The following is a 22,053-nucleotide window of genomic DNA, read 5'->3' as shown; positions in this document are numbered from 1 at the left end:
ACGTGATGTTTGCCTATCGGTTCTACGACGAAAGTCTTGAGGCGAGGGCACGTGTTTTGACGGGAATCAATTTATGGCGCTTTTCCGGAAAAATTGAAAAAACCCTGCAAGTCTTTGAAATCAATGGGTGGAGCGTTTTCCGGGTGTTGTTGTCGGGTATTTTGCTGTGCGCTTTTGTCGCAGCGACGGCGTTCTGACGAACAGCAGGAACCCGATGCCTTAAACGTAGTCACATTGCGCCTGAACCGTTGCTTTATAGAGTTGTTCAGGCCCTAGCATGCGCAGTGACTTTTCTTTATCGTGTGCGCCCGTTGAAATTTGCTCGAGAAATCAGAATGTTGGAAGCCTCCCTTAGCCAATTGGAACAACTTGTCGGTGACCTGGTGCAACAGAACCAGCAACTGCAAGACACAAATGCGCAATTGAGCGCCGAACTTGCCAAAGCCAAGGATGAGAACGACAGCCTGCAGTTGAGCTTGATGGAGCAAGAAGAGAAGCAAGGCAGCACCGCGGCGCGTATTCAAGCGCTGGTTGAGCGTGCTACCAGCGCCAGTGCTGTCAGCGCATGAACCACGACAGAAACGGGGTAACCGTCCTTTCTATTCTGGGTAACGAATATTCGGTCAAGGCTCCGGCAGGCGAGGATCAGACGCTTCTGCAAGCGGCAGCGATGCTCAAGACTTCCCTGGCCGACACCAAGCGCAAATACCCGACCCTGATCGGCGACCGCCTGCTGGTGCTGGCAGCGTTGAATCTGTGTTCGCAGCAGATCGAGCTTGAGCAGCAACACAAGGTCGAACTGGCACGCTATCAGGAACAGGTCAGCGCCACGGTTGATGTGATTTCCAAGACGATTTCGCAGGGTTGAGTGTTAAAGGTTGTGGGAGCGGATTTATCCGCGAAGCTTTCGCTCCCACACATTCTGCACAAGGCGATAACTCTTAACCCTGCATCACCAATCGAATATCCGCCGCCAGTTCCCGTACCCGTGCCTCTTCGGTATCCCAGGAGCACATGAAGCGTGCGCCGCCTTTGCCGATGAAGGTGTAGAAACGCCAGCCCTTGGCGGTCAGTGCGGCAATGGCCGGTTCCGAGAGTTGCAGGAACACGCCGTTGGCCTGCACCGGGAACATCAGTTCCACGCCTGGAATATCCTTGACCAGCTCAGCCAGCAATTGCGCGCAATGGTTGGCGTGGCGGGCATGCTTGAGCCAGGCGTCGTTTTCCAGCAGGCCGACCCACGGTGCAGACAGGAAGCGCATTTTCGAGGCGAGTTGCCCGGCCTGTTTGCAGCGATAGTCGAAGTCTTCGGCCAGATCCCGATTGAAGAACAGAATGGCTTCGCCCACCGCCATACCGTTTTTGGTGCCGCCAAAGCACAGCACATCGACGCCCGATTTCCAGGTCAGTTCGGCGGGTGAGCAGTTCAGATAAGCACAGGCATTGGAGAAGCGGGCTCCGTCCATATGCAGGTGCAGGCCCAGTTCCTTGCAGGTGGCGCTGATCGCCCGGAGTTCTTCCGGCAGATAGACGCCGCCGACTTCGGTCGCCTGAGTCAGGGTCACGACGCGGGGTTTTGGGTAGTGAATGTCCTGGCGCTTGAGCGCCACTTCGCGGATCGATTCGGGCGTCAGCTTGCCGCCGGCGCTGGGGGCCGTGAGCAGTTTCGAGCCGTTGGAGAAGAACTCCGGTGCGCCGCATTCGTCTGTTTCGACGTGGGCAGTTTCCGAACAGATGACACTGTGATAACTCTGGCACAGCGACGACAGTGCCAACGAGTTGGCCGCTGTGCCGTTGAAGGCAAAGAACACTTCGCAATCGGTCTCGAACAGTCGACGGAAATCGTCGGAAGCGCGGGCAGTCCACTGGTCATCGCCATAGGCACGCTGATGCCCTTTGTTCGCCTGCTCCATGGCCGCCCAGGCTTCGGGGCAGATGCCGGAATAGTTATCGCTGGCGAACTGTTGGCTTTGGTCTGTCATGGCCGATTCCTTGTGGTCGTTTATGGTGCGCACTTTAGCGAACAATGTGGCGTCGGGTCATGCCATTGTTAATGGTTGAAATGCTTTTATTTTCGGGAGCGATATGGATCTTTCAAACCCGCCTTTTCTACCGGGACGCGACAAGGCGCTGGATCTGCTCAAATGGCTGGCGATGCTGAGCATGGTGCTCGATCACCTGCGCTATGTGGGCTGGGCGGTGAATGTTCTCTACGTGCCGGGGCGCCTGGCGTTTCCATGGTTTTGTTTGGCGATTGCCGTCAACCTGGCGCGCCGTAGCGCGGCACTGGTGACGCCACGTGTGCAATGGCGTTATCTGGGATGGGTGCTGGCGTTCTCGGTGCTGTCGGAAATTCCCTATCGACTGTTCATGGTCGACGCCAAGACCCTGAATGTGATGCCGACCTTGTTGCTGGGGCTTCTGGTTGCGCAGGGCTGGCGACATCGCAATGTCACGACCCGACTCATGGCCATCACCGCCTTGCTGTTTTCCGCGATATTTCAGCAACACCTGATGTTTGGATTTGCTGGTGTGCTGCTGCCGCTGGTGTTGCTGCTGGTCTTGCAGAAACCGCTCTGGTACGCGGTTTTTCCAGCGGTGCTCTGTGTCGCAGGCAATGCCTGGCCCGATATGTTTGCCGGCGCGTCGTGGGGCGACCCGATTTCCATCGGCTCAATCATCGCCTGCCTGATCGCGCCAGTGATGGGGATTGCACTGCTGCGTATGAAGCCGGGCTTTTCGGTCATGCCGATGCGGCGCTGGGCTTATGCGATCTATCCCGGACACTTTCTGGTTCTGCTGGGGCTTCGGGAGTTATTGGCTCTCTAACCAAACCCCGTAGGACCGAATTCATTCGGGAAGAGGCCAGTTCAGGCGCAACATCTGTATCTGACCCACTGATGCCTTCGCGAATGAATTCGCTCCTACTACACCCTCAACCCCGTAGGACCGAATTCATTCGGGAAGAGGCCAGTCCAGGCGCAACATCTGTATCTGACCCACTGATGCCTTCGCGAATGAATTCGCTCCTACTACACCCTCAACCCCGCAGGACCGAATTCATTCGGGAAGAGGCCAGTCCAGGCGCAACATCTGTATCTGACCCACTGATGCTTTCCCGAATGAATTCGGTCCTGCAGATATCTGTAGACAAATTGCCATGACTGCACTTATCTTCGCCGCAGGCCGCCTCATGTGGCCAACGTCGCTCGGACGGTTCCGGGCGCTTACGTCTGCGAGATACTCATGGCTGACCAAGGTTTGCCGCGCCGCTTTGCGCGCATAGATCGACTCCCCCCTTACGTGTTCAACATCACTGCCGAGCTGAAAATGGCTGCTCGTCGTCGTGGTGAAGACATTATCGACTTGAGCATGGGCAACCCCGATGGGGCGACGCCACCGCATATCGTCGAAAAACTGGTCACCGTTGCCCAGCGCGAAGACACCCATGGCTATTCGACTTCACGGGGTATTCCTCGCCTGCGTCGGGCCATTTCCAACTGGTACAAGAAGCGCTACGAGGTCGATATCGACCCGGAAAGCGAAGCCATTGTCACCATCGGCTCCAAGGAAGGTCTGGCGCACCTGATGCTCGCCACCCTCGATCAGGGCGACACGGTGCTGGTGCCCAACCCCAGTTATCCGATCCACATCTACGGTGCCGTGATTGCCGGCGCCCAGGTGCGTTCGGTACCGCTGGTGCCAGGTGTGGACTTCTTTGCCGAGCTGGAAAAGGCCATTCGTGGCTCGATCCCCAAGCCGAAGATGATGATCCTGGGCTTTCCATCCAACCCCACCGCCCAGTGCGTGGAGCTGGATTTCTTCGAGCGCGTGGTTGCACTGGCCAAGCAATACGACGTGCTGGTGATTCACGATCTGGCCTATGCCGACATCGTCTATGACGGCTGGAAGGCTCCGTCGATCATGCAGGTCCCCGGTGCCAAGGACATTGCGGTGGAGTTTTTCACCCTGTCCAAGAGCTACAACATGGCGGGCTGGCGTATCGGCTTCATGGTCGGCAACCCGGAACTGGTCAGTGCTCTGGCGCGGATCAAGAGCTATCACGACTACGGCACCTTCACGCCCTTGCAGGTGGCCGCGATTGCTGCACTCGAAGGCGACCAGCAATGCGTGCTGGATATTGCCGAGCAGTATCGTCAGCGCCGTAATGTGCTGGTCAAAGGCCTGCATGAACTGGGCTGGATGGTGGAAAATCCCAAGGCGTCGATGTATGTCTGGGCCAAGATTCCTCCCGCCTACGCGCACCTCGGCTCGCTGGAGTTCGCCAAGAAGCTGCTGGCCGAAGCCAAGGTCTGTGTGTCGCCGGGTATCGGTTTTGGCGAATATGGCGACGATCATGTGCGTTTCGCCCTGATTGAAAACCAGGATCGCATCCGTCAGGCCGTGCGTGGCATTCGCACCATGTTCCGCGCTGACAAGCCTGCCTGAGTTTTAATCAGTGAACCCGCTCCCACGCATCTCCGTGGGAGCGAATCGGGCGGCGCTCCGCTCATGCGCAAAAAACACCGTACAGTCAAAGCAAATACATCGCCCTCAATGACGCCTCGCGGATGAATCCGCTCCTACCGGCAGGTGCTCCCGCCAATCGATTTGTCTCTCCCCGCCAAGCCATGTCGTAAACGCACCTTTGTGTGGCGTCCATAGGCATTTGGCCGGTTTGCGTCGGCCCTACCATCGCATCCAAAGGGCAGCTCAACGCCCTGCCGACAAGCCAGGCGCAACGCCGCCGCTGGGAGAACCGCGATGTTCAGCAAGCAAGACCAGATTCAGGGATATGACGATGCACTGTTGGCTGCGATCAATGCCGAGGAGCAGCGCCAGGAAGACCATATCGAGCTGATCGCCTCCGAAAACTACACCAGCAAGCGTGTGATGCAGGCTCAGGGCAGCGGGCTGACCAACAAATATGCCGAAGGCTATCCGGGCAAGCGTTATTACGGTGGCTGCGAGCATGTCGACAAGGTCGAGCAACTGGCAATCGAGCGGGCCAGGCAATTGTTCGGTGCCGATTACGCCAACGTTCAACCGCACTCCGGCAGTCAGGCCAACGCCGCTGTCTATCTGGCCTTGCTACAAGCTGGCGATACCGTTCTGGGCATGAGCCTGGCCCACGGCGGTCACCTGACCCACGGTGCCAAGGTCAGTTTTTCCGGTCGTCTTTATAACGCTGTGCAGTACGGCATCGACACCAATACCGGGCTGATCGATTACGACGAAGTCGAGCGTATTGCCCTGGAAACCAAGCCAAAGATGATCATTGCCGGTTTCTCGGCTTACTCGAAAACCCTGGATTTCCCGCGTTTCCGCGAAATTGCCGACAAGGTGGGCGCTTACCTGTTCGTCGACATGGCCCACGTTGCCGGTCTGGTGGCGGCTGGCTTGTACCCGAACCCGCTGCCATACGCCGACGTGGTGACCACCACCACCCACAAGACCCTGCGTGGTCCGCGTGGTGGCCTGATCCTGGCCAAGGCCAACGAAGAACTCGAGAAAAAACTCAACTCCGCCGTATTCCCCGGAGGGCAGGGCGGCCCGTTGATGCACGTCATCGCCGCCAAGGCCGTTTGCTTCAAGGAAGCGCTGGAGCCAGGCTTCAAGGCCTATCAGCAGCAAGTGATCGATAACGCCCAGGCCATGGCGCAGGTATTCGTGGACCGTGGTTACGATGTGGTATCGGGTGGAACCGACAATCACCTGTTCCTGGTCAGCCTGATCCGTCAGGGCCTGACCGGCAAGGATGCGGACGCCGCTCTGGGCCGTGCGCATATCACCGTCAACAAGAACTCTGTACCGAACGATCCGCAGTCGCCGTTCGTGACTTCGGGCCTGCGGATCGGCACTCCGGCCGTCACCAGTCGCGGTTTCAAAGTGACCCAGTGTATCGAGCTGGCAGGCTGGATCTGCGACATTCTCGACAACCTCGGCGATGCCGATGTCGAGGCCAATGTCGCCAGTCAGGTCGCAGCACTGTGCGCCGATTTCCCGGTTTATCGCTGAGTCAGGAGTAGCCTTTCATGCAGCATTACTCAGGCTTCGGCCTTTTCAAACACTCCCTCAGCCATCATGAAAACTGGCAGCGCATGTGGCGCACGCCGACGCCCAAGAAGGTCTACGACGTCGTGATCGTCGGCGGTGGCGGTCATGGTCTGGCGACGGCCTATTACCTGGCCAAAGAGCACGGCATCAAGAACGTGGCCGTGGTCGAGAAAGGCTGGCTGGGCGGCGGTAACACGGCGCGCAATACCACCATCGTGCGTTCCAACTACCTGTGGGATGAGTCGGCTCATCTCTATGAGCATGCAATGAAGCTGTGGGAAGGCCTGTCTCAGGACCTGAACTACAACGTCATGTTTTCCCAGCGTGGCGTGTACAACCTGTGCCACACGCTGCAAGACATGCGCGACTCGGAGCGTCGGGTCAGCGCCAACCGCCTGAACGGCGTGGATGGCGAACTGCTTAATGGCAAGCAGGTTGCCGAAGAGATTCCGTACCTGGACTGCTCGAAGAACACCCGTTACCCGATCATCGGCGCAACGGTCCAGCGCCGTGGCGGCGTTGCCCGTCACGATGCCGTGGCCTGGGGTTTTGCCCGTGCCGCCGATGCCTTGGGCGTGGACCTGATCCAGCAGACCGAAGTGATCGGTTTCCGCAAGGAAAACGGTGTCTGCATCGGTGTAGAAACCAACAAGGGCTTCATCGGCGCCAAGCGTGTCGGCGTGGTGACGGCCGGTAACTCCGGGCACATGGCGAAACTGGCAGGCTTCCGTCTGCCGGTTGAATCCCATCCGTTGCAGGCGCTGGTTTCCGAGCCAATCAAGCCCATCATCGACAGCGTGATCATGTCCAACGCCGTTCACGGTTATATCAGTCAGTCCGACAAGGGCGACCTGGTGATCGGTGCCGGTATCGACGGCTGGGTCGGCTACGGCCAGCGCGGTTCGTACCCGGTGATCGAGCACACCATCCAGGCCATCGTCGAAATGTTCCCGGTGCTGTCGCGAGTGCGCATGAACCGCCAGTGGGGTGGCATCGTCGATACCACGCCGGACGCCTGCCCGATCATTTCCAAGACTCCCGTACCGAACATGTTCTTCAACTGCGGTTGGGGCACCGGTGGATTCAAGGCAACTCCCGGCTCAGGCAACGTGTTTGCCGCCAGCCTTGCCAAGGGCGAAATGCACCCATTGGCCAAGCCTTTCTCCATCGAGCGTTTCCACAATGGCGCTCTCATTGATGAGCACGGTGCTGCCGCGGTCGCCCACTAACAAAAACCACGTGAGAACTACTGCGCTCGGTAATACGGCGTTAAAAACAGGCGAGAAATGCTCATTTAGAATTCTAAACTCCGCTTTCTCGCCTGTTTTTGCCTTGTATTACCTTCGCTCGCTACGTTCTCACGAGGTTTTAAGAAGGAGAGCTTTTCATGTTGCATATCTTCTGTCCTCACTGTGGCGAACTGCGCTCCGAAGAGGAATTCCACGGCTCCGGTCAGGCGCATATCCCGCGTCCGCTGGACCCGAACGCCTGCACTGATGAAGAGTGGGGCGACTACATGTTCTTCCGTGACAACCCACGTGGCCTGCACCACGAACTCTGGATTCACGCTGCCGGTTGCCGCCAGTACTTCAATGCCACCCGCGACACCGTGACCTACGAGATTCTGGAAACCTATCCGATTGGCACCAAGCCACAGTTCACGGCCAAGGGAGACAAGGCATGAGCCAGACAAACCGACTGCCCCACGGTGGCCGTATCGACCGTAGCAAGGTGCTGAATTTCACCTTCAACGGTCAGTCTTATCAGGGTTTCGAGGGGGATACCCTGGCCGCTGCGCTGCTGGCCAACGGTGTGGATATCATCGGCCGCAGCTTCAAGTATTCCCGGCCTCGCGGCATTTTTGCGGCTGGCTCCGAAGAGCCGAACGCGGTATTGCAGATCGGCGCGACCGAAGCGACCCAGATACCCAACGTGCGTGCCACGCAGCAGGCGTTGTATTCAGGGTTGGTTGCGACCAGCACCAACGGCTGGCCGAGTGTGAACAATGACGTGATGGGGATTCTCGGCAAGGTCGGCGGCAAGCTGATGCCACCGGGCTTCTACTACAAAACCTTCATGTACCCGCAATCGTTCTGGATGACTTACGAGAAGTACATCCGCAAGGCAGCCGGCCTTGGCCGTTCGCCGACCGAGAACGATCCGGACACTTACGATGCGATGAACCAGCACTGCGACGTGCTGATCGTCGGTGCCGGGCCTGCCGGTCTGGCTGCTGCCCTGGCTGCTGCGCGCAGTGGCGCACGGGTGATTCTGGCCGATGAGCAGGAAGAGTTCGGCGGCAGCCTGCTCGACAGCCGCGAGAGCCTTGACGGTAAACCGGCTGCTGAATGGGTCGCTACTGTTATCGACGAGCTCAAGGGCCTGAAGAACGTGACCCTGCTGCCTCGCGCCACGGTCAACGGCTATCACGACCACAACTTTCTGACCATTCATGAGCGCCTGACCGATCACCTGGGTGATCGTGCGCCACTCGGCATGGTACGTCAGCGCATGCATCGCGTACGCGCCAAGCGTGTCGTGCTGGCCAGTGGTACTCATGAGCGGCCACTGGTTTACGGCAACAACGATGTGCCGGGCAACATGCTGGCCGGTGCGGTTTCCACTTATGTTCGTCGTTATGGCGTGGCTCCGGGTCGTAAGCTGGTGCTGTCCACCAACAACGATCACGCCTATCGCGTTGCTCTGGACTGGATCGATGCCAGCCTGCAAGTGGTGGCGATTGCCGATGCACGCCATAACCCGCGTGGTCCGCTGGTTGAAGAAGCGCGGGCCAAGGGCATTCGTATCCTGACGTCCAGTGCCGTGATCGAAGCCCGTGGCAGCAAGCGGGTGTCTGCTGCCCGTGTTGCCGCCATCGACGTCAAGACACTGAGCGTCACCAGCCCCGGTGAATGGCTGGAATGTGATCTGGTTGCCAGCTCCGGTGGTTACAGCCCGATCGTACACCTGGCTTCGCATCTGGGTGGCAAGCCGGTCTGGCGTGAAGACATCCTCGGTTTCGTTCCGGGCGAAGCGCCGCAGAAGCGCGTGTGCGTGGGTGGCGTAAATGGCGTCTACAGCCTGGCCGATACGCTGGCCGACGGCTTTGAAGGCGGCGCTCGTGCCGCCAGCGAAGCAGGTTTCAAGGCGGTGGAAGGCATCATGCCGAAGGCTTTGAGCCGCGCAGAAGAGCCGGCGCTGGCGCTGTTCCATGTCCCTCACGAAAAAGGCACGGCCCGTGCGCCCAAGCAGTTCGTGGATCTGCAGAACGACGTCACCGCCGCAGCCATCGAACTGGCGACCCGCGAGGGCTTCGAGTCGGTCGAACACGTCAAACGCTACACCGCACTGGGTTTCGGCACCGATCAGGGCAAGCTTGGCAACGTCAATGGTCTGGCCATTGCTGCCCATTCGCTGAAGGTTTCCATCCCCGAGATGGGCACCACCATGTTCCGCCCGAACTACACGCCGGTGACCTTCGGTGCCGTAGCCGGTCGCCATTGCGGGCATATCTTCGAGCCCGTGCGCTTTACCGCTCTGCATGCCTGGCACCTCAAGAACGGTGCCGAATTTGAAGATGTCGGCCAGTGGAAACGTCCTTGGTACTTCCCGAAAAACGGCGAAGACATGCATGCCGCCGTCGCCCGTGAATGCAAGGCTGTGCGCGAAAGTGTCGGCCTGCTGGATGCCTCGACCCTGGGCAAGATCGACATTCAAGGCCCGGATGCCCGGGAGTTCCTCAACCGCGTCTACACCAACGCCTGGACCAAACTGGATGTGGGCAAGGCGCGCTACGGCCTGATGTGCAAGGAAGACGGCATGGTCTTCGACGATGGTGTTACAGCCTGCGTCGCTGACAACCACTTCATCATGACCACCACCACGGGCGGCGCTGCTCGCGTTCTGCAATGGCTGGAAATCTATCAGCAGACCGAATGGCCGGACCTGAAGGTGTATTTCACCTCGGTTACCGACCATTACGCGACCCTGACGCTGTCCGGCCCCAACAGCCGCAAGCTGCTCAGTGAAGTGACCGATATCGATCTGGGCCGTGAAGCGTTTCCGTTCATGACCTGGAAGGAAGGCCTCGTTGCTGGCGTGCCGGCGCGGGTGTTCCGTATTTCCTTTACCGGTGAGCTGTCCTACGAGGTCAACATCCAGGCTGATTACGCCATGGGCGTTCTGGAAAAGATCGTCGAGGCCGGCAAGAAGTACAACCTGACGCCTTACGGCACCGAGACCATGCACGTGCTGCGGGCCGAGAAGGGTTTCATCATCGTCGGTCAGGATACCGACGGCTCGATGACGCCGGACGACCTGAACATGGGCTGGTGCGTGGGTCGTACCAAGCCGTTTTCCTGGATCGGCTGGCGCGGCATGAATCGCGAAGACTGTGTGCGTGAACAACGCAAGCAACTGGTGGGCCTCAAGCCGGTCGATCCGACCAAATGGCTGCCGGAAGGCGCGCAACTGGTCTTCGACACCCAACAGACGATTCCGATGACGATGGTCGGCCACGTCACTTCCAGCTATGCCCATAACTCACTGGGTTATTCGTTTGCGCTGGGTGTGGTCAAGGGCGGCTTGCAGCGCATGGGCGAGCGGGTCTTTGCACCGCTGGCCGATGGCAGCGTGATCGAAGCCGAAATCGTTTCTTCGGTGTTCTTCGACCCGAAAGGCGATCAGCAGAACGTTGAGTAAAACGCGGTCTTGATAACACCGTGGGAGCGAATTCATTCGCGAATAAGCGGAGCGCCGCCCGATTCGCTCCTACAAGTACAAAACAGAATTCATGACAGGTGTCCCATGACCACAGTCAACGTATACCAACAGCGCCCCGAAGCGGGCGTAAAGGCTGAATCGCCGCTGTTCCACGCCGACCTCGGCAGTCTGGTCGGCAAAGGCCGCGCCAATCCCGGCGTCACGCTGCGCGAGAAGAAACTGCTCGGCCATCTGACCCTCCGTGGCGACGCCCGTGATCCGGCGTTTGCTGCCGGAGTTCACAAGGCTCTGGGCATGGAACTGCCTGCCGCGCTCACATTGGTAAGCAGTGGCGAAAGCTCGCTGCAATGGCTTGGCCCGGACGAGTGGCTGCTGATCGTGCCTACAGGCGAAGAGTTCGCGACCGAGCAACGCCTGCGCGAAGCGCTGGCGGGGCTGCATATCTCGGTGGTGAATGTCAGCGGTGGCCAATCCATCCTGGAACTGACCGGTCCCAACGTTCGTGACGTGCTGATGAAGTCCACCAGCTATGACGTACACCCCGACAACTTCCCAGTAGGCAAGGCCGTCGGCACTGTGTTCGCCAAGTCGCAACTGGTGATCCGCCGCACGGGCGAAGAAACCTGGGAGTTGTTGATCCGTCGCAGCTTCTCGGATTACTGGTGGCTGTGGTTGCAGGATGCCAGTGCCGAATATGGGTTGAGCATCAAGGCGTAGGAGCGGCCGAGCGGCGATCCGTTTTAGTCGCGATAGCGGGCCATAGACATATTTTGTTGTCTGGAAAACCGCTGTCGCGAGCAAGCTCCCTCCCACAGATCACAATTGATGAGGCAGGAGTCTCTTTTATATGAGTCGCGCCCCCGATACATGGATTCTGACTGCCGATTGCCCCAGCGTGCTGGGGACGGTGGATGCGGTGACCCGCTATCTGTTCGAGCAGGGCTGCTATGTCACCGAGCACCATTCGTTCGATGATCGGTTGTCGGGACGTTTTTTCATTCGCGTCGAGTTCCGCCAGCCTGACGGTTTCGACGAAGCTGCATTTCGCTCGGGCCTGACCGAGCGCGGCGAAGCGTTTGGCATGATCTTCGAGCTGACTGCCCCGAACTACCGGCCAAAAGTCGTCATCATGGTCTCCAAGGCCGATCACTGCCTGAACGATCTTCTCTACCGCCAGCGCATCAATCAACTGTCCATGGATGTGGTCGCGGTGGTCTCCAATCACCCCGATCTTGAGCCTTTGGCTGGCTGGCACGGAATTCCGTACTACCATTTCCCACTCGACCCGAACGATAAGCCTTCTCAAGAGGCCAGGGTCTGGCAGGTCATTGAAGAGTCCGGCGCGGAACTGGTGATCCTTGCCCGTTACATGCAGGTGCTGTCACCGGACCTGTGCCGCAAGCTCGACGGCAAGGCGATCAACATTCATCACTCGCTGCTGCCGGGCTTCAAGGGGGCCAAGCCTTACCATCAGGCCTACAACAAGGGCGTGAAACTGGTTGGCGCCACGGCGCATTACATCAACAACGACCTGGACGAAGGTCCGATCATTGCCCAGGGAGTCGAAGTGGTAGACCACAGCCATTATCCCGAGGACCTGATTGCCAAAGGCCGGGATATCGAAGGACTGACACTGGCACGCGCCGTCGGGTATCACATTGAGCGGCGGGTGTTCTTGAATGCGAACAGGACGGTAGTGCTCTGAAGCTGCAAGCTGCAAGCTGCAAGCTGCAAGTTTTAAGCTGCAAGTGAAAAGCGAAAAGCTACAAGCAGCAAGCTGAAGGCTGGCGAGATCCTCTTGCCGCTTGAAGCTTGCCACTTGCAGCTAACCCCTCTTTTTTCCAACAACAAAATACAGAGGTGAAAGCATGTCTGGTAATCGCGGTGTGGTGTATCTCGGCGCTGGCAAGGTCGAGGTGCAAACAATTCCTTTCCCGAAAATGCAGGATCCAAGAGGCAAGCGCATCGAACACGGAGTCATTCTGCGCGTTGTTTCCACCAACATCTGCGGCTCGGACCAGCATATGGTTCGCGGTCGTACCACTGCCCAGACCGGGCTGGTGCTCGGTCATGAAATCACTGGCGAAGTGCTCGAAGCCGGGCGCGATGTCGAAAATCTAAAGGTCGGCGATCTGGTATCCGTGCCGTTCAACGTGGCGTGCGGTCGTTGCCGCAGTTGCAAGGAGCAGCACACCGGCGTCTGCCTGACCGTCAACCCGGCGCGTGCTGGTGGGGCGTATGGTTATGTCGATATGGGAGACTGGGTCGGTGGCCAGGCTGAATACGTACTGGTGCCTTATGCCGATTTCAACCTGCTGAAGCTGCCTGACCGCGATGCGGCCATGGAAAAGATTCGCGACCTGACATGCCTCTCCGACATTTTGCCAACCGGTTATCACGGCGCCGTCACGGCCGGTGTCGGCCCTGGCAGCACCGTATATGTCGCCGGTGCCGGGCCTGTTGGTCTGGCGGCTGCCGCTTCGGCACGCTTGCTGGGCGCTGCGGTGGTGATTGTGGGGGATGTGAATCCGACGCGACTGGTTCATGCCAAGGCTCAGGGTTTCGAGATTGCCGACCTGTCGCTGGATACGCCGCTCCATGAGCAGATCGCCGCGCTGCTGGGCGAGCCTGAAGTGGATTGCGCCATCGATGCCGTGGGCTTTGAAGCGCGTGGCCATGGTCATGCAGGTGCGCAGTCCGAAGCACCGGCCACGGTTCTCAACTCGTTGATGGGCGTGGTGCGGGTTGCCGGCAAGATCGGTATTCCCGGCCTGTACGTTACCGAGGATCCGGGCGCTGTGGATGCTGCCGCGAAAATGGGCAGCCTGAGCATCCGCTTCGGTCTGGGCTGGGCCAAGTCCCACAGCTTCCATACCGGCCAGACGCCGGTCATGAAGTACAACCGTCAATTGATGCAGGCCATCATGTGGGATCGCATCAAGATCGCCGATGTGGTGGGTGTCGAAGTCATCAGCCTGGATGACGCGCCACGTGGCTACGGCGAGTTCGATGCGGGCGTGCCGAAGAAATTCGTGATCGATCCGCACAAACTGTTCAGCGCCGCCTGAGCCCTGTCGCGGCCAATGCCCCCGAGGGAGGGGCTTGGCCGCGACGGCATCATCACAGACGGCACGTCTTCATGGGAAAGAACCACCCTTCAGCCGTTACATCCGGGAACAAGCCCTCCATCCTCCAGTCAAACCGTCTGTTTTATCATCCACCACTGGATGGTTTCGGTTAGAGGTTGACTGTAATGAATACTGCTCGCGGTATGGCACTTGCTACATTGATGGCCCTGGCGGCAAGCCCGGCTTTTGCGTTCAATCTGAATGACGCAGCGAATGCGGTTTCCAACGCCACAGGCGGTAATCAGAAAGCCACTGCGGCACCTGAAGCCGCAGGCCTGCTCAATGCCCTTGGCACACAACTGAACGTTACCCCGGAACAGGCCGTTGGCGGCACGGGCGCCTTGCTTGGGCTGGCGAAGAACAAACTGACCGGTGCCGATTACTCGCAACTGACCCAATCCGTTCCGGGTTTGAATCAACTATCGGGCGTTTCGGCCCTGGACAGTCTGGGTGGCAGCGGGCTTGGCAGCCTGCTGGGTGGTGGCGATAAATCCGGGAGCAATTCGGTGCTCAACAGCGCACTCGGCAACGTGCAAAGCATGGGCGACGTGAACAATGCCTTCAAGGCGCTGGGTATGGACAGCAGCATGGTCAGCCAGTTTGTGCCGGTGATCCTTCAATACCTCGGTCAGCAAGGTGCCAGCGGCTCCGCATTGCAGAGCCTGAGCGGCCTATGGGGCGCCGGTAGCTGATTCGGTACGCAATGCGCTGATGTGCGCATCCTTTTCGATCCAGAGCTGGTTGACCCAGTTCTGGATCTTCTCGCGAAACACCGGATCGCTCTCGTAGTCGCCCTGCCACAGGGCCGGGTCCAGTTCGCGGGTCTTGATGTCGACGATCACCTTGGGCACTCGCCCGCACAGCATGTCCCAGAACCCCGGAATCCGTGAACCCGGATACACCACCGTCACATCCAGAATCGCATCCAGTTGTTCACCCATGGCAGCCAGCACGAACGCCACACCTCCGGCCTTGGGTTTGAGCAGGTTGCGGTAGGGCGATGCCTGGGCCGCATGCTTGGCTTTGGTGAAACGTGTGCCTTCCAGATAATTGACGATGGTCACCGGCTGGCGCTTGAACAGCTCGCAGGCGGATTTGGTGATTTCCAGATCCTTGCCCTTGAGTTCCGGGTGCTTTGCCAGGAACGCCTTGCTGTAGCGCTTCATGAACGGATAATCCAGTGCCCACCAGGCCAGCCCCAGGAACGGCACCCAGATCAGTTCCTTTTTCAGGAAGAACTTGAAGAACGGCGTGCGGCGGTTGAGCGCCTGGATCAAGGCCGGAATATCGACCCATGACTGATGGTTGCAGATCAGCAGATAAGACGTATCGCTGCGCAGGCCTTCATGGCCACGAATTTCCCACCGGGTCGGAGTGAATGCGCCAAAGATGAGCTTGTTGATCTCGGCCCAGGTTTCGGCAATCCACATCACTGCCGCTGAGCAGTGATCACGCATGTGGCCCTGAAACAACAGTTTGAGCAGCGCGAAAACCAGTAGCGGGCCAATCAGTACGAGGGTATTGATCAGCAGAAGCAGTGTGACGAAACAGCCAGCAAGCACACGACGCATAAGGATCTCTTGAGTCTCTTCAAGGTTGGCAATGATAGAGACACTGATCTGTGACGCCAATTACACAGGTGCTTACAAATGTTTCACGCGCTGACGATTATGCTGATCATCTCCGAACAAACTTCAAGTTCGCTGTCTAAAACCGGGCGTCAATCAGACGCTGCACATTGCGAGGAGCCTGCCACGTGAAACCGATTCTGGCGCTATTGTCCCTGCTGGCGTTGCCTGTCATGGCCGCCGAACCGACGCTGTATGGTCGCTATGAAAACATCAAGGTTCCCGAGATCGGCGAGACCTTCAAGGCCAAGATGGACACCGGTGCGCTGACTGCGTCGTTGTCGGCCAAGGACATCGAGTTGTTCCAGCGTGATGGCGAGGACTGGGTACGTTTCCGTCTGGCCACCAAGGACGCGGACAATAAGGTCCATGAGCACAAGGTTTCGCGTATCAGCAAGATCAAGGGCCGCTCGGAAGGCGATGACGACGATGAAGTCATCGACCCCACCAAACGTCCTGTTGTTGACCTTGAACTGTGCCTGGGCAACAAGAAGCGCACTGTCGAAGTGAATCTGGTGGATCGCAGCCACTTCAACTACCCCTTGCTGATCGGCGCCAAGGCCTTGCGCGAGTTCGATGCAGCGGTAAACCCGGCGCGTCGCTATACCGCTGACAAACCCGATTGCTGATTGACGTCGAGGGCTGAAATCGCGAATCCTTGCGGCCTTATCTCAAGCGCCCGGATGCCATGCCGCATATTTTGATTGTCGAAGACGAGGCCGCGATAGCCGACACGCTGGTCTATGCGCTGCAAGGCGAGGGTTTTACCACGACCTGGCTGGGCCTCGGTCAGGCGGCGGTCGAGCATCAACGCGGCACACCGGCCGACCTGATCATTCTCGACATTGGCTTGCCGGATATCACCGGCTTTGAGGCCTGCAAGCAATTGCGCCGTTTCAGCAACGTCCCGGTCATGTTCCTCAGTGCCCGGGATGGCGAAATCGATCGGGTCGTAGGCCTGGAAATCGGTGCTGACGATTATGTGGTCAAGCCGTTCAGCCCTCGTGAAGTGGCGGCGCGGGTCAGGGCTATCCTCAAGCGCATGCTGCCTCGCTCGGCCACGGCGGCAGGCAGCGACAACGAAGTGTTTCAGGTCGACCGCGAGCGCGTACAGATCACTTATCGTGGCCAGGCCTTGAGCCTGACCCGACATGAGTTCCGCTTGTTGCAGTGCCTGCTGGAGCAACCCGAACGGGTATTCAGCCGCGAGCAATTGCTCGACGCGCTGGGCGTGGCGTGCGATGCCGGTTATGAGCGCAGCATCGACAGCCATATCAAAAGCCTGCGTGCAAAGCTGCGTCTTGTTGCCGCCGATGCAGAGCCGATCCAGACCCATCGCGGCCTCGGTTACAGCTACAGCCCAGGCCACAGCTGATGTCCCTGAGTATCCGGATTTTCCTGGTCTATGCGGTGTTCATCGCCTTGACCGGCTATTTCGTGCTCAGCACTGTCATGAAAGAAGTGCGCCCCGGCGTGCGTCAGTCCACCGAAGAAACGCTGGTGGACACTGCCAACCTGCTGGCTGAAATCCTCCAGAGCGATGTCAGTCAAGGCACCCTGAACCAGAGCCGTTTTCCCGATGCGCTCAAGGCTTACGGCCTGCGCCAGCCGGCCGCGAAAATCTGGGGGTTGCCCAAGACTCAGGTCAACAACCGCATCTACGTCACCGACGCCAGAGGCATTGTGCTGTTCGATTCCAGCGGCGAAGCGACGGGCCAGGATTACTCGCGCTGGAACGATGTCTACCTGACCTTGCGTGGCGAATACGGTGCCCGCTCGACCCGCAGCGATCCCGAAGATACCAACTCGTCGGTGATGTATGTCGGAGCGCCGATTCGCGACAACGACAAGATCATCGGGGTGGTTACCGTTTCCAAGCCCAACAGTTCGCTACAGCCCTATGTGGACCGGGCCGAGCGTCGTCTGCTGTGGTACGGCATCGGCCTGATCATTCTGGGCCTGTTATTGGGCGCGCTTTTTTCCTGGTGGCTCAGCTCGGCATTACGCCGCCTGACCGACTATGCTCAGGCGGTCAGTAAAGGGCGTCGTGCCGAGCTGCCGCATTATCGCGGTGGCGAGCTGGAGCAGTTATCCACAGCGGTCGAACACATGCGTACCCAACTGGAAGGCAAGGCCTATGTCGAGCGCTATGTGCATACGCTGACCCACGAGCTGAAAAGCCCTCTGGCAGCGATTCGCGGTGCTGCCGAGTTATTGCAGGATGAAATGCCCGCCGAGCAGCGTCAGCGCTTCGTCAGCAATATCGATGGTGAAAGCGAGCGCATGCAGCAATTGATCGAACGCTTGCTCAACCTGGCCATGGTCGAGCAGCGTCAGGGCCTGGAAGAGAAAGTGGCCGTGCCGCTGGCAGAGCTGGTCGATGAACTGTTGGGCGAGCGCGGTGTTCGCACCGAACGCCAGGGTTTACAGATCGAGCAACTGATCGGCACCGACCTGTATCTGCTGGGCGAGCGGTTCCTGTTGCGTCAGGCGATGGCCAACCTGTTGGACAACGCCCTGGATTTCACTCCGTCGGGCGGGACCTTGCGTCTGGCGGCCGAGCGAATCGATGAGCGTATTCGCGTCACTCTCTTCAATACCGCAGCACCGATTCCCGATTACGCCTTGCCGCGTCTCTGCGAGCGCTTCTATTCACTGCCCCGACCGCACAGCGGCCGCAAGAGCACCGGGCTGGGGCTCAATTTCGTCGAAGAGGTCGTGCAATTGCATGGCGGCGAACTGCATGTCGGAAATGTTGAAGGCGGGGTTCTGGTGACCTTGTCGCTGTAGCCGGTTCGTTCGCGATACAAACACACAATCTCCACACGCTCCCCATCATCTCTCCACATAGCGCTTCCAGACTTTCCCTATCGAAAACAGGGAGAGCCCCATGAACCGAAGTCTGGCTGTAAAACTGGGAATGATCGCGGCGCTGGTCATCCTGCTGTTGATTCCGTTGATGATGATCGGGAACCTGATCGCGGAGCGGCAGAAGCAACGCGATGCGGTTCTGGAAAATATCGCCAGCAGCTCAAGCCTCAGCCAACAGCTGAGCGGGCCGGTCATGGCGGTGCCTTATCGCAAGGCGGTGCGGGTCTGGAAGACCAATGTGCAGACCAACGAGTCTTATCTGGAGCCTGCGCAGGAAAAGGGTTACCTGTATTTTTTGCCGGAGCGCTTCGAGCTCGATGGCAAGGTCCAGACAGAGTTGCGTTCGCGGGGCATCTACGAAGCTCGTCTCTACCATGCAGACAATCGCGTCAGCGGCCATTTCGTGTTGCCGGAGAATTTCGGGATCACCGAGAACCTTGCCGATTACGAGTTCGATCGTCCTTTTCTGGCAGTGGGTATCAGCGATGTGCGTGGCATAGAAAGTGCCATGAAACTGCAACTGGAAGGCCAGGCTCTGGATTTCGTCCCCGGTACACGGTTGGGCTGGCTGGGCGAGGGCGTGAGCGTCAATCTGCCGATGCAGGATGGCAAACAGCAGACCAGTCTGGAGTTCGCTTTCGATCTGCGTCTGCAAGGCACCGGGCAATTCAAGGTCATCCCCGTGGGCAAATCCAGCACGGTGAAACTGGCTGCCGACTGGCCGCATCCAAGCTTTATCGGCAACTATCTGCCTGCACGCCGGGATATTTCCGCCGAAGGCTTCAGTGCCAACTGGCAGACGTCGTTCTTCTCCACCAATCTGGAAGACGCGCTGAACCGCTGCCAGCAGGCAAACAAGTGCCAGGAGTTCAAGAACCGTAGTTTCGGTGTCAGCTTCATCGAGCCGGTCGATCAATACCTGAAGAGCGACCGGGCGATCAAATATGCGCTGTTGTTTATCGCGTTGACCTTCGCCGGTTTCTTCCTCTTCGAAGTCCTCAAGAGCATGGCAGTACACCCTGTTCAGTATGCTCTGGTGGGCGCGGCGCTGGCGTTGTTCTTCCTGCTGTTGCTGTCACTGTCCGAGCACATCGGGTTTGCCAGTGCCTATCTGGTGTCGGCTGTGGCCTGCGTGTTGTTGATCGGCTTCTATGTCTGTTACGTGCTGGGTGGCGTGCTGCATGGCCTGGGGTTCGCCGCTGGTCTGACGGCGTTGTATGGCTTGCTCTACGGGCTGCTCAGTGCTGAAGACTACGCCTTGCTGATGGGCGCGCTGCTCTTGTTCGGCCTGCTGGGTGTGTTCATGGTCCTGACCCGCAGGCTCGACTGGTACAGCATCACGCCGGGCAAGTCGGTAAAAACCACTGAGCCCGTTCTGGAGGCCGGCCATGAGTAACTGGCTCGGGCTGCGCGAAGAGCAGGTGCAGGCAAGGTATTTGATCGAAGGGATCAGGAGCCTGTTCGCCAACGCCGGTTCGTCCCGACGCTGTGCGTCAGGCGAACAGGCTGTCGATCACTCAAACGAACGGTCGGGTCGCCAGCATCGATGGCCGCTGGCTGACATCGGCGTACCAGGTAGCCAGTCGCGGATAGCTGCTGCGCCAGCGCAGGTCCGGTTGACGGAAGTCCAGATAACCCAGGGCGGCGGCCACGCTGATGGAGGCTACATCGAAGGCTGAACTGAGTTCGGTGATTGCATCCTGCTCGAAATAACTCAGGGCGCGCTCGATCTTTTCCTGCTGGTTATCGAGCCACTGGTCCCAATGCTTTTCCTCGGGTCGCAGCGCGGTTTCATAGCGAATCAACAGGGCGGCGTCCATGAGCGCATCGGCCAGTGAAGCCAGGGTCAGGCGCCTCCAGCGCGCCGAGCCTTCGCGGGGAATGAGCGGGTTGCCGACATGCTGGTGATCCAGATAGTCGAAGATCACTCGGCTGTCATGAATGATATTGCCGTCAGCCAGGCGCAATGCCGGGATCTTGCCGGCAGGGTTGTCATCATTGAGTTCGGCAGAGGGCGTGACGGGGGTGAGCAATATCGTCTGCAACTTCACTCTGTCGAACTGTCCGGTTTCATGCAGCAGGACAATCACCTTGCGGGCGAAGGGAGAGGCTGGGTTGGAATACAACGTCATGGTAGGTGCTGACATGAATGTTCCTCGGCGGGTACAGATTCATAGACTAGTCAGCGGGCTGTGGGTCTGCAATCCGGTTTTCGCGAATGAATTCCTTGTTGGAGGGGACTTGCCCGCGACGGGGCCGGTGAGGCCAATGCTCTTTTATCAGCTTCCAGTTTTCAGCGCCTGTGAATGAAGTCGCGGCCAAGGCCCCTCCCACAGAGTCATCCCCGACGTTTCATCAACCCCCGAATACTCAGCCCCGCAGCAATCCCCATCCCGAGCCAGGCCAGGGTATCCCACCAGCCATCTCCCAGCAGAGCCATGAACAAGCCCGCGCCTGTCAGTACGCCAACCAGACCGGGCACGGCAAAGGTCGAACCCTTTTTCATGCTTTCACCTGCGTTCGACGGCGTACCCACCACAGGTAAAGACCGCTGCCCAGCACGATGATGGTCAGCACATCCAGCACCGCCCACAGGATTTTCATCGGCATGCCGCCGTAATCCCCGAAATGCAGGGGCTGGGACATGCCCAGGGCATCCATGTACCAGGGTCGTTCGACGATGGCCGTGACTTTCAGGGTTTGCGCATCGATCAAGACCGGTGTCGCCAAGTGAGCCGTCAGGTGCGTATTGCCCTTGAGAAACACGGCGTAATGGTGCTCGCTGGAAAAGCGTGTGCCGGGGAAGGCGATGAAGTCCGGTTTCATTCCCGGCGCGGCGGCTTCGGCGATTTCCAGCAGGTTTGTGGCAGGCGCTCGCTGGAGCAGCGGCGGCGCATCGCGATATGGCTCGATCATCGTGGCCAGCGCGTCGTTGCGCCATGAGGCAATCAACAGGTCGGCACAGGCACTGATAACCCCGGTTACGCCGACCACCAGTGCCCAGGTCAGGGTCACGACGCCAATCAGGTTATGCAGGTCCAGCCAGCGGGTGCGGGTGGATTTACCTGCGCGCACGGTGCCGAATTCAAGCTTGCGCATGAAGGGCGCATACAACACGGTCCCGGAAACAATCGCAACTACAAACAGCAGGCCCATGAACGCCAGCAACAGTTTGCCCGGCAGTTCGGCATACATATCCACATGCAGGCGCAGCATGACCATCATGAAGCCGCCGTTGGCCGAAGGCATTTCCTGGGCTTCGCCGGTGCGTGCATCCAGGGCGAAGGTGTGGGACGAATTGGGCTCGGTGCCAGCCGTCGCCGCCGTAATCGCCATGACCCCGTCGGGATCGTCTTCGTCCCAGCCGAAGTATTGCAGTACTTCACCGGAGCGATGGGTTTCTGCGGCCTGGACCAGTTGTTCAAGGTTCAGGCGTGGCGTGTCGGCGGGCATTTCCCGATAGTGCGGCGCGTCGCCCAGCAGGTGGTCGATCTCGTGATGAAAGATCAGCGGCAGGCCGGTGATCGCCAGCATCAGCAGGAACAGCGTACAGATCAGGCTGCTCCAGGTATGAACGATGGACCAGCGGCGCACGGTTTGACTTTTCATTGCATGTTCCAAAAGCAAAAGGCCCGCTGACAATCAGG

General features: G+C 58.8%; 22 protein-coding genes. 17 read left to right on the top strand and 5 right to left on the bottom strand.

The window, feature by feature from the left end; translation table 11 throughout:
- Positions 1-2 precede the first annotated feature (2 nt).
- From Q6A51_RS11330 to Q6A51_RS11320, 3 genes are all read left to right on the top strand, one after another.
- On the top strand, positions 3-197 hold the full coding sequence (locus tag Q6A51_RS11330) for a hypothetical protein (RefSeq protein WP_201018268.1): 195 nt from the start codon (positions 3-5) through the stop codon (positions 195-197).
- Positions 198-335: 138 nt separating this feature from the next.
- Complete coding sequence (locus Q6A51_RS11325) at positions 336-569, top strand: hypothetical protein (RefSeq protein ID WP_201001860.1); 234 nt, start codon at positions 336-338, stop codon at positions 567-569.
- Positions 566-868, top strand: a complete 303-nt coding sequence (locus Q6A51_RS11320) for a cell division protein ZapA (protein ID WP_201001633.1) — start codon at positions 566-568, stop codon at positions 866-868. The genes Q6A51_RS11325 and Q6A51_RS11320 overlap by 4 nt, the downstream gene beginning before the upstream one ends.
- Positions 869-941: 73 nt before the next feature.
- Here Q6A51_RS11320 and Q6A51_RS11315 read toward each other — a convergent pair whose 3' ends face one another.
- Complete coding sequence (locus tag Q6A51_RS11315; RefSeq protein WP_201018267.1) at positions 942-1,982, bottom strand: threonine aldolase family protein; 1,041 nt, start codon at positions 1,980-1,982, stop codon at positions 942-944.
- A 103-nt stretch (positions 1,983-2,085) separates the two neighbouring features.
- On the opposite strand from Q6A51_RS11315, the gene Q6A51_RS11310 reads away from it, so the two are divergent.
- The 10 genes from Q6A51_RS11310 to Q6A51_RS11265 all read left to right on the top strand — a co-directional run bounded on the left by Q6A51_RS11310 (position 2,086) and on the right by Q6A51_RS11265 (position 14,599).
- On the top strand, positions 2,086-2,829 hold the full coding sequence (locus Q6A51_RS11310; RefSeq protein WP_304574826.1) for a TraX family protein: 744 nt from the start codon (positions 2,086-2,088) through the stop codon (positions 2,827-2,829).
- A gap of 417 nt (positions 2,830-3,246) precedes the next feature.
- The gene (gene alaC, locus Q6A51_RS11305; RefSeq protein WP_025258199.1) at positions 3,247-4,449 is read left to right on the top strand and encodes an alanine transaminase; all 1,203 of its coding nucleotides are present in this window, start codon (positions 3,247-3,249) and stop codon (positions 4,447-4,449) included.
- Positions 4,450-4,764: 315 nt separating this feature from the next.
- A complete protein-coding gene (gene glyA, locus Q6A51_RS11300; RefSeq protein WP_201001636.1) occupies positions 4,765-6,018 on the top strand; it encodes a serine hydroxymethyltransferase in 1,254 nt (417 codons plus the stop codon).
- Positions 6,019-6,035: 17 nt separating this feature from the next.
- Positions 6,036-7,286, top strand: a complete 1,251-nt coding sequence (locus Q6A51_RS11295) for a sarcosine oxidase subunit beta family protein (RefSeq protein WP_201018264.1) — start codon at positions 6,036-6,038, stop codon at positions 7,284-7,286.
- A gap of 158 nt (positions 7,287-7,444) precedes the next feature.
- Positions 7,445-7,741 carry a sarcosine oxidase subunit delta gene (locus Q6A51_RS11290; protein WP_201001638.1) on the top strand — a complete coding sequence of 99 codons (297 nt, stop codon included), beginning with the start codon at positions 7,445-7,447 and terminating at the stop codon, positions 7,739-7,741.
- The gene (locus Q6A51_RS11285; protein ID WP_201018263.1) at positions 7,738-10,758 is read left to right on the top strand and encodes a sarcosine oxidase subunit alpha; all 3,021 of its coding nucleotides are present in this window, start codon (positions 7,738-7,740) and stop codon (positions 10,756-10,758) included. The genes Q6A51_RS11290 and Q6A51_RS11285 overlap by 4 nt, the downstream gene beginning before the upstream one ends.
- Positions 10,759-10,863: 105 nt before the next feature.
- A complete protein-coding gene (locus Q6A51_RS11280; RefSeq protein ID WP_304574825.1) occupies positions 10,864-11,496 on the top strand; it encodes a sarcosine oxidase subunit gamma in 633 nt (210 codons plus the stop codon).
- A 130-nt stretch (positions 11,497-11,626) separates the two neighbouring features.
- On the top strand, positions 11,627-12,484 hold the full coding sequence (gene purU, locus Q6A51_RS11275) for a formyltetrahydrofolate deformylase (protein ID WP_201001643.1): 858 nt from the start codon (positions 11,627-11,629) through the stop codon (positions 12,482-12,484).
- A gap of 163 nt (positions 12,485-12,647) precedes the next feature.
- Positions 12,648-13,847: a formaldehyde dehydrogenase, glutathione-independent gene (gene fdhA, locus Q6A51_RS11270; protein ID WP_304574824.1), complete on the top strand. Its 1,200-nt coding sequence runs from the start codon at positions 12,648-12,650 to the stop codon at positions 13,845-13,847.
- A 185-nt stretch (positions 13,848-14,032) separates the two neighbouring features.
- Entirely contained in the window at positions 14,033-14,599 is a 567-nt protein-coding gene (locus Q6A51_RS11265; protein ID WP_201001645.1) for a DUF2780 domain-containing protein, read from the top strand.
- Here Q6A51_RS11265 and Q6A51_RS11260 read toward each other — a convergent pair.
- Entirely contained in the window at positions 14,579-15,478 is a 900-nt protein-coding gene (locus tag Q6A51_RS11260) for an acyltransferase (RefSeq protein WP_304574823.1), read from the bottom strand. The two genes, Q6A51_RS11265 and Q6A51_RS11260, sit on opposite strands and share 21 nt — an antisense overlap.
- Before the next feature lie 185 nt (positions 15,479-15,663).
- Between Q6A51_RS11260 and rloA2 the strand changes: the two genes are divergently transcribed.
- The 4 genes from rloA2 (at position 15,664) to creD (ending at position 19,802) form a co-directional block, all read left to right on the top strand.
- Complete coding sequence (gene rloA2 / locus Q6A51_RS11255) at positions 15,664-16,164, top strand: retropepsin-like aspartic peptidase RloA2 (RefSeq protein ID WP_201001647.1); 501 nt, start codon at positions 15,664-15,666, stop codon at positions 16,162-16,164.
- Positions 16,165-16,223: 59 nt separating this feature from the next.
- Entirely contained in the window at positions 16,224-16,910 is a 687-nt protein-coding gene (gene creB, locus Q6A51_RS11250) for a two-component system response regulator CreB (RefSeq protein WP_304574822.1), read from the top strand.
- Positions 16,910-18,325: a two-component system sensor histidine kinase CreC gene (creC, locus tag Q6A51_RS11245; protein WP_304574821.1), complete on the top strand. Its 1,416-nt coding sequence runs from the start codon at positions 16,910-16,912 to the stop codon at positions 18,323-18,325. The genes creB and creC overlap by 1 nt, the downstream gene beginning before the upstream one ends.
- A gap of 100 nt (positions 18,326-18,425) precedes the next feature.
- Positions 18,426-19,802, top strand: a complete 1,377-nt coding sequence (creD, locus tag Q6A51_RS11240) for a cell envelope integrity protein CreD (RefSeq protein WP_304574820.1) — start codon at positions 18,426-18,428, stop codon at positions 19,800-19,802.
- Between the two features lie 121 nt (positions 19,803-19,923).
- Here the strand turns inward: creD and Q6A51_RS11235 are convergent, their stop codons facing one another.
- The 3 genes from Q6A51_RS11235 to Q6A51_RS11225 form a co-directional block, all read right to left on the bottom strand.
- Complete coding sequence (locus tag Q6A51_RS11235) at positions 19,924-20,553, bottom strand: glutathione S-transferase family protein (RefSeq protein ID WP_201018255.1); 630 nt, start codon at positions 20,551-20,553, stop codon at positions 19,924-19,926.
- A gap of 191 nt (positions 20,554-20,744) precedes the next feature.
- Positions 20,745-20,912: a hypothetical protein gene (locus Q6A51_RS11230; protein ID WP_201018254.1), complete on the bottom strand. Its 168-nt coding sequence runs from the start codon at positions 20,910-20,912 to the stop codon at positions 20,745-20,747.
- Positions 20,909-22,015, bottom strand: a complete 1,107-nt coding sequence (locus Q6A51_RS11225; protein ID WP_201018253.1) for a PepSY-associated TM helix domain-containing protein — start codon at positions 22,013-22,015, stop codon at positions 20,909-20,911. The genes Q6A51_RS11230 and Q6A51_RS11225 overlap by 4 nt, the downstream gene beginning before the upstream one ends.
- Positions 22,016-22,053: the final 38 nt, after the last annotated feature.

The sequence above is a fragment of the Pseudomonas serbiensis genome (assembly GCF_030580745.1).
Taxonomy (GTDB): Bacteria; Pseudomonadota; Gammaproteobacteria; order Pseudomonadales; family Pseudomonadaceae; genus Aquipseudomonas; species Aquipseudomonas serbiensis.
This window is presented reverse-complemented; position numbering and strand designations above follow the sequence as displayed.

Bases quoted from the DNA above. Each gene is read 5' to 3' on its own strand.
- Q6A51_RS11325 (WP_201001860.1), top strand. From the start codon at position 336: ATGTTGGAAGCCTCCCTTAGCCAATTGGAACAACTTGTCGGTGACCTG.
- Q6A51_RS11320 (WP_201001633.1), top strand. From the start codon at position 566: ATGAACCACGACAGAAACGGGGTAACCGTCCTTTCTATTCTGGGTAAC.
- Q6A51_RS11315 (WP_201018267.1), bottom strand. From the start codon at position 1,982: ATGACAGACCAAAGCCAACAGTTCGCCAGCGATAACTATTCCGGCATC.
- Q6A51_RS11310 (WP_304574826.1), top strand. From the start codon at position 2,086: ATGGATCTTTCAAACCCGCCTTTTCTACCGGGACGCGACAAGGCGCTG.
- alaC (WP_025258199.1), top strand. From the start codon at position 3,247: ATGGCTGACCAAGGTTTGCCGCGCCGCTTTGCGCGCATAGATCGACTC.
- glyA (WP_201001636.1), top strand. From the start codon at position 4,765: ATGTTCAGCAAGCAAGACCAGATTCAGGGATATGACGATGCACTGTTG.
- Q6A51_RS11295 (WP_201018264.1), top strand. From the start codon at position 6,036: ATGCAGCATTACTCAGGCTTCGGCCTTTTCAAACACTCCCTCAGCCAT.
- Q6A51_RS11290 (WP_201001638.1), top strand. From the start codon at position 7,445: ATGTTGCATATCTTCTGTCCTCACTGTGGCGAACTGCGCTCCGAAGAG.
- Q6A51_RS11285 (WP_201018263.1), top strand. From the start codon at position 7,738: ATGAGCCAGACAAACCGACTGCCCCACGGTGGCCGTATCGACCGTAGC.
- Q6A51_RS11280 (WP_304574825.1), top strand. From the start codon at position 10,864: ATGACCACAGTCAACGTATACCAACAGCGCCCCGAAGCGGGCGTAAAG.
- purU (WP_201001643.1), top strand. From the start codon at position 11,627: ATGAGTCGCGCCCCCGATACATGGATTCTGACTGCCGATTGCCCCAGC.
- fdhA (WP_304574824.1), top strand. From the start codon at position 12,648: ATGTCTGGTAATCGCGGTGTGGTGTATCTCGGCGCTGGCAAGGTCGAG.
- Q6A51_RS11265 (WP_201001645.1), top strand. From the start codon at position 14,033: ATGAATACTGCTCGCGGTATGGCACTTGCTACATTGATGGCCCTGGCG.
- Q6A51_RS11260 (WP_304574823.1), bottom strand. From the start codon at position 15,478: ATGCGTCGTGTGCTTGCTGGCTGTTTCGTCACACTGCTTCTGCTGATC.
- creB (WP_304574822.1), top strand. From the start codon at position 16,224: ATGCCGCATATTTTGATTGTCGAAGACGAGGCCGCGATAGCCGACACG.
- creC (WP_304574821.1), top strand. From the start codon at position 16,910: ATGTCCCTGAGTATCCGGATTTTCCTGGTCTATGCGGTGTTCATCGCC.
- creD (WP_304574820.1), top strand. From the start codon at position 18,426: ATGAACCGAAGTCTGGCTGTAAAACTGGGAATGATCGCGGCGCTGGTC.
- Q6A51_RS11235 (WP_201018255.1), bottom strand. From the start codon at position 20,553: ATGTCAGCACCTACCATGACGTTGTATTCCAACCCAGCCTCTCCCTTC.
- Q6A51_RS11230 (WP_201018254.1), bottom strand. From the start codon at position 20,912: ATGAAAAAGGGTTCGACCTTTGCCGTGCCCGGTCTGGTTGGCGTACTG.
- Q6A51_RS11225 (WP_201018253.1), bottom strand. From the start codon at position 22,015: ATGAAAAGTCAAACCGTGCGCCGCTGGTCCATCGTTCATACCTGGAGC.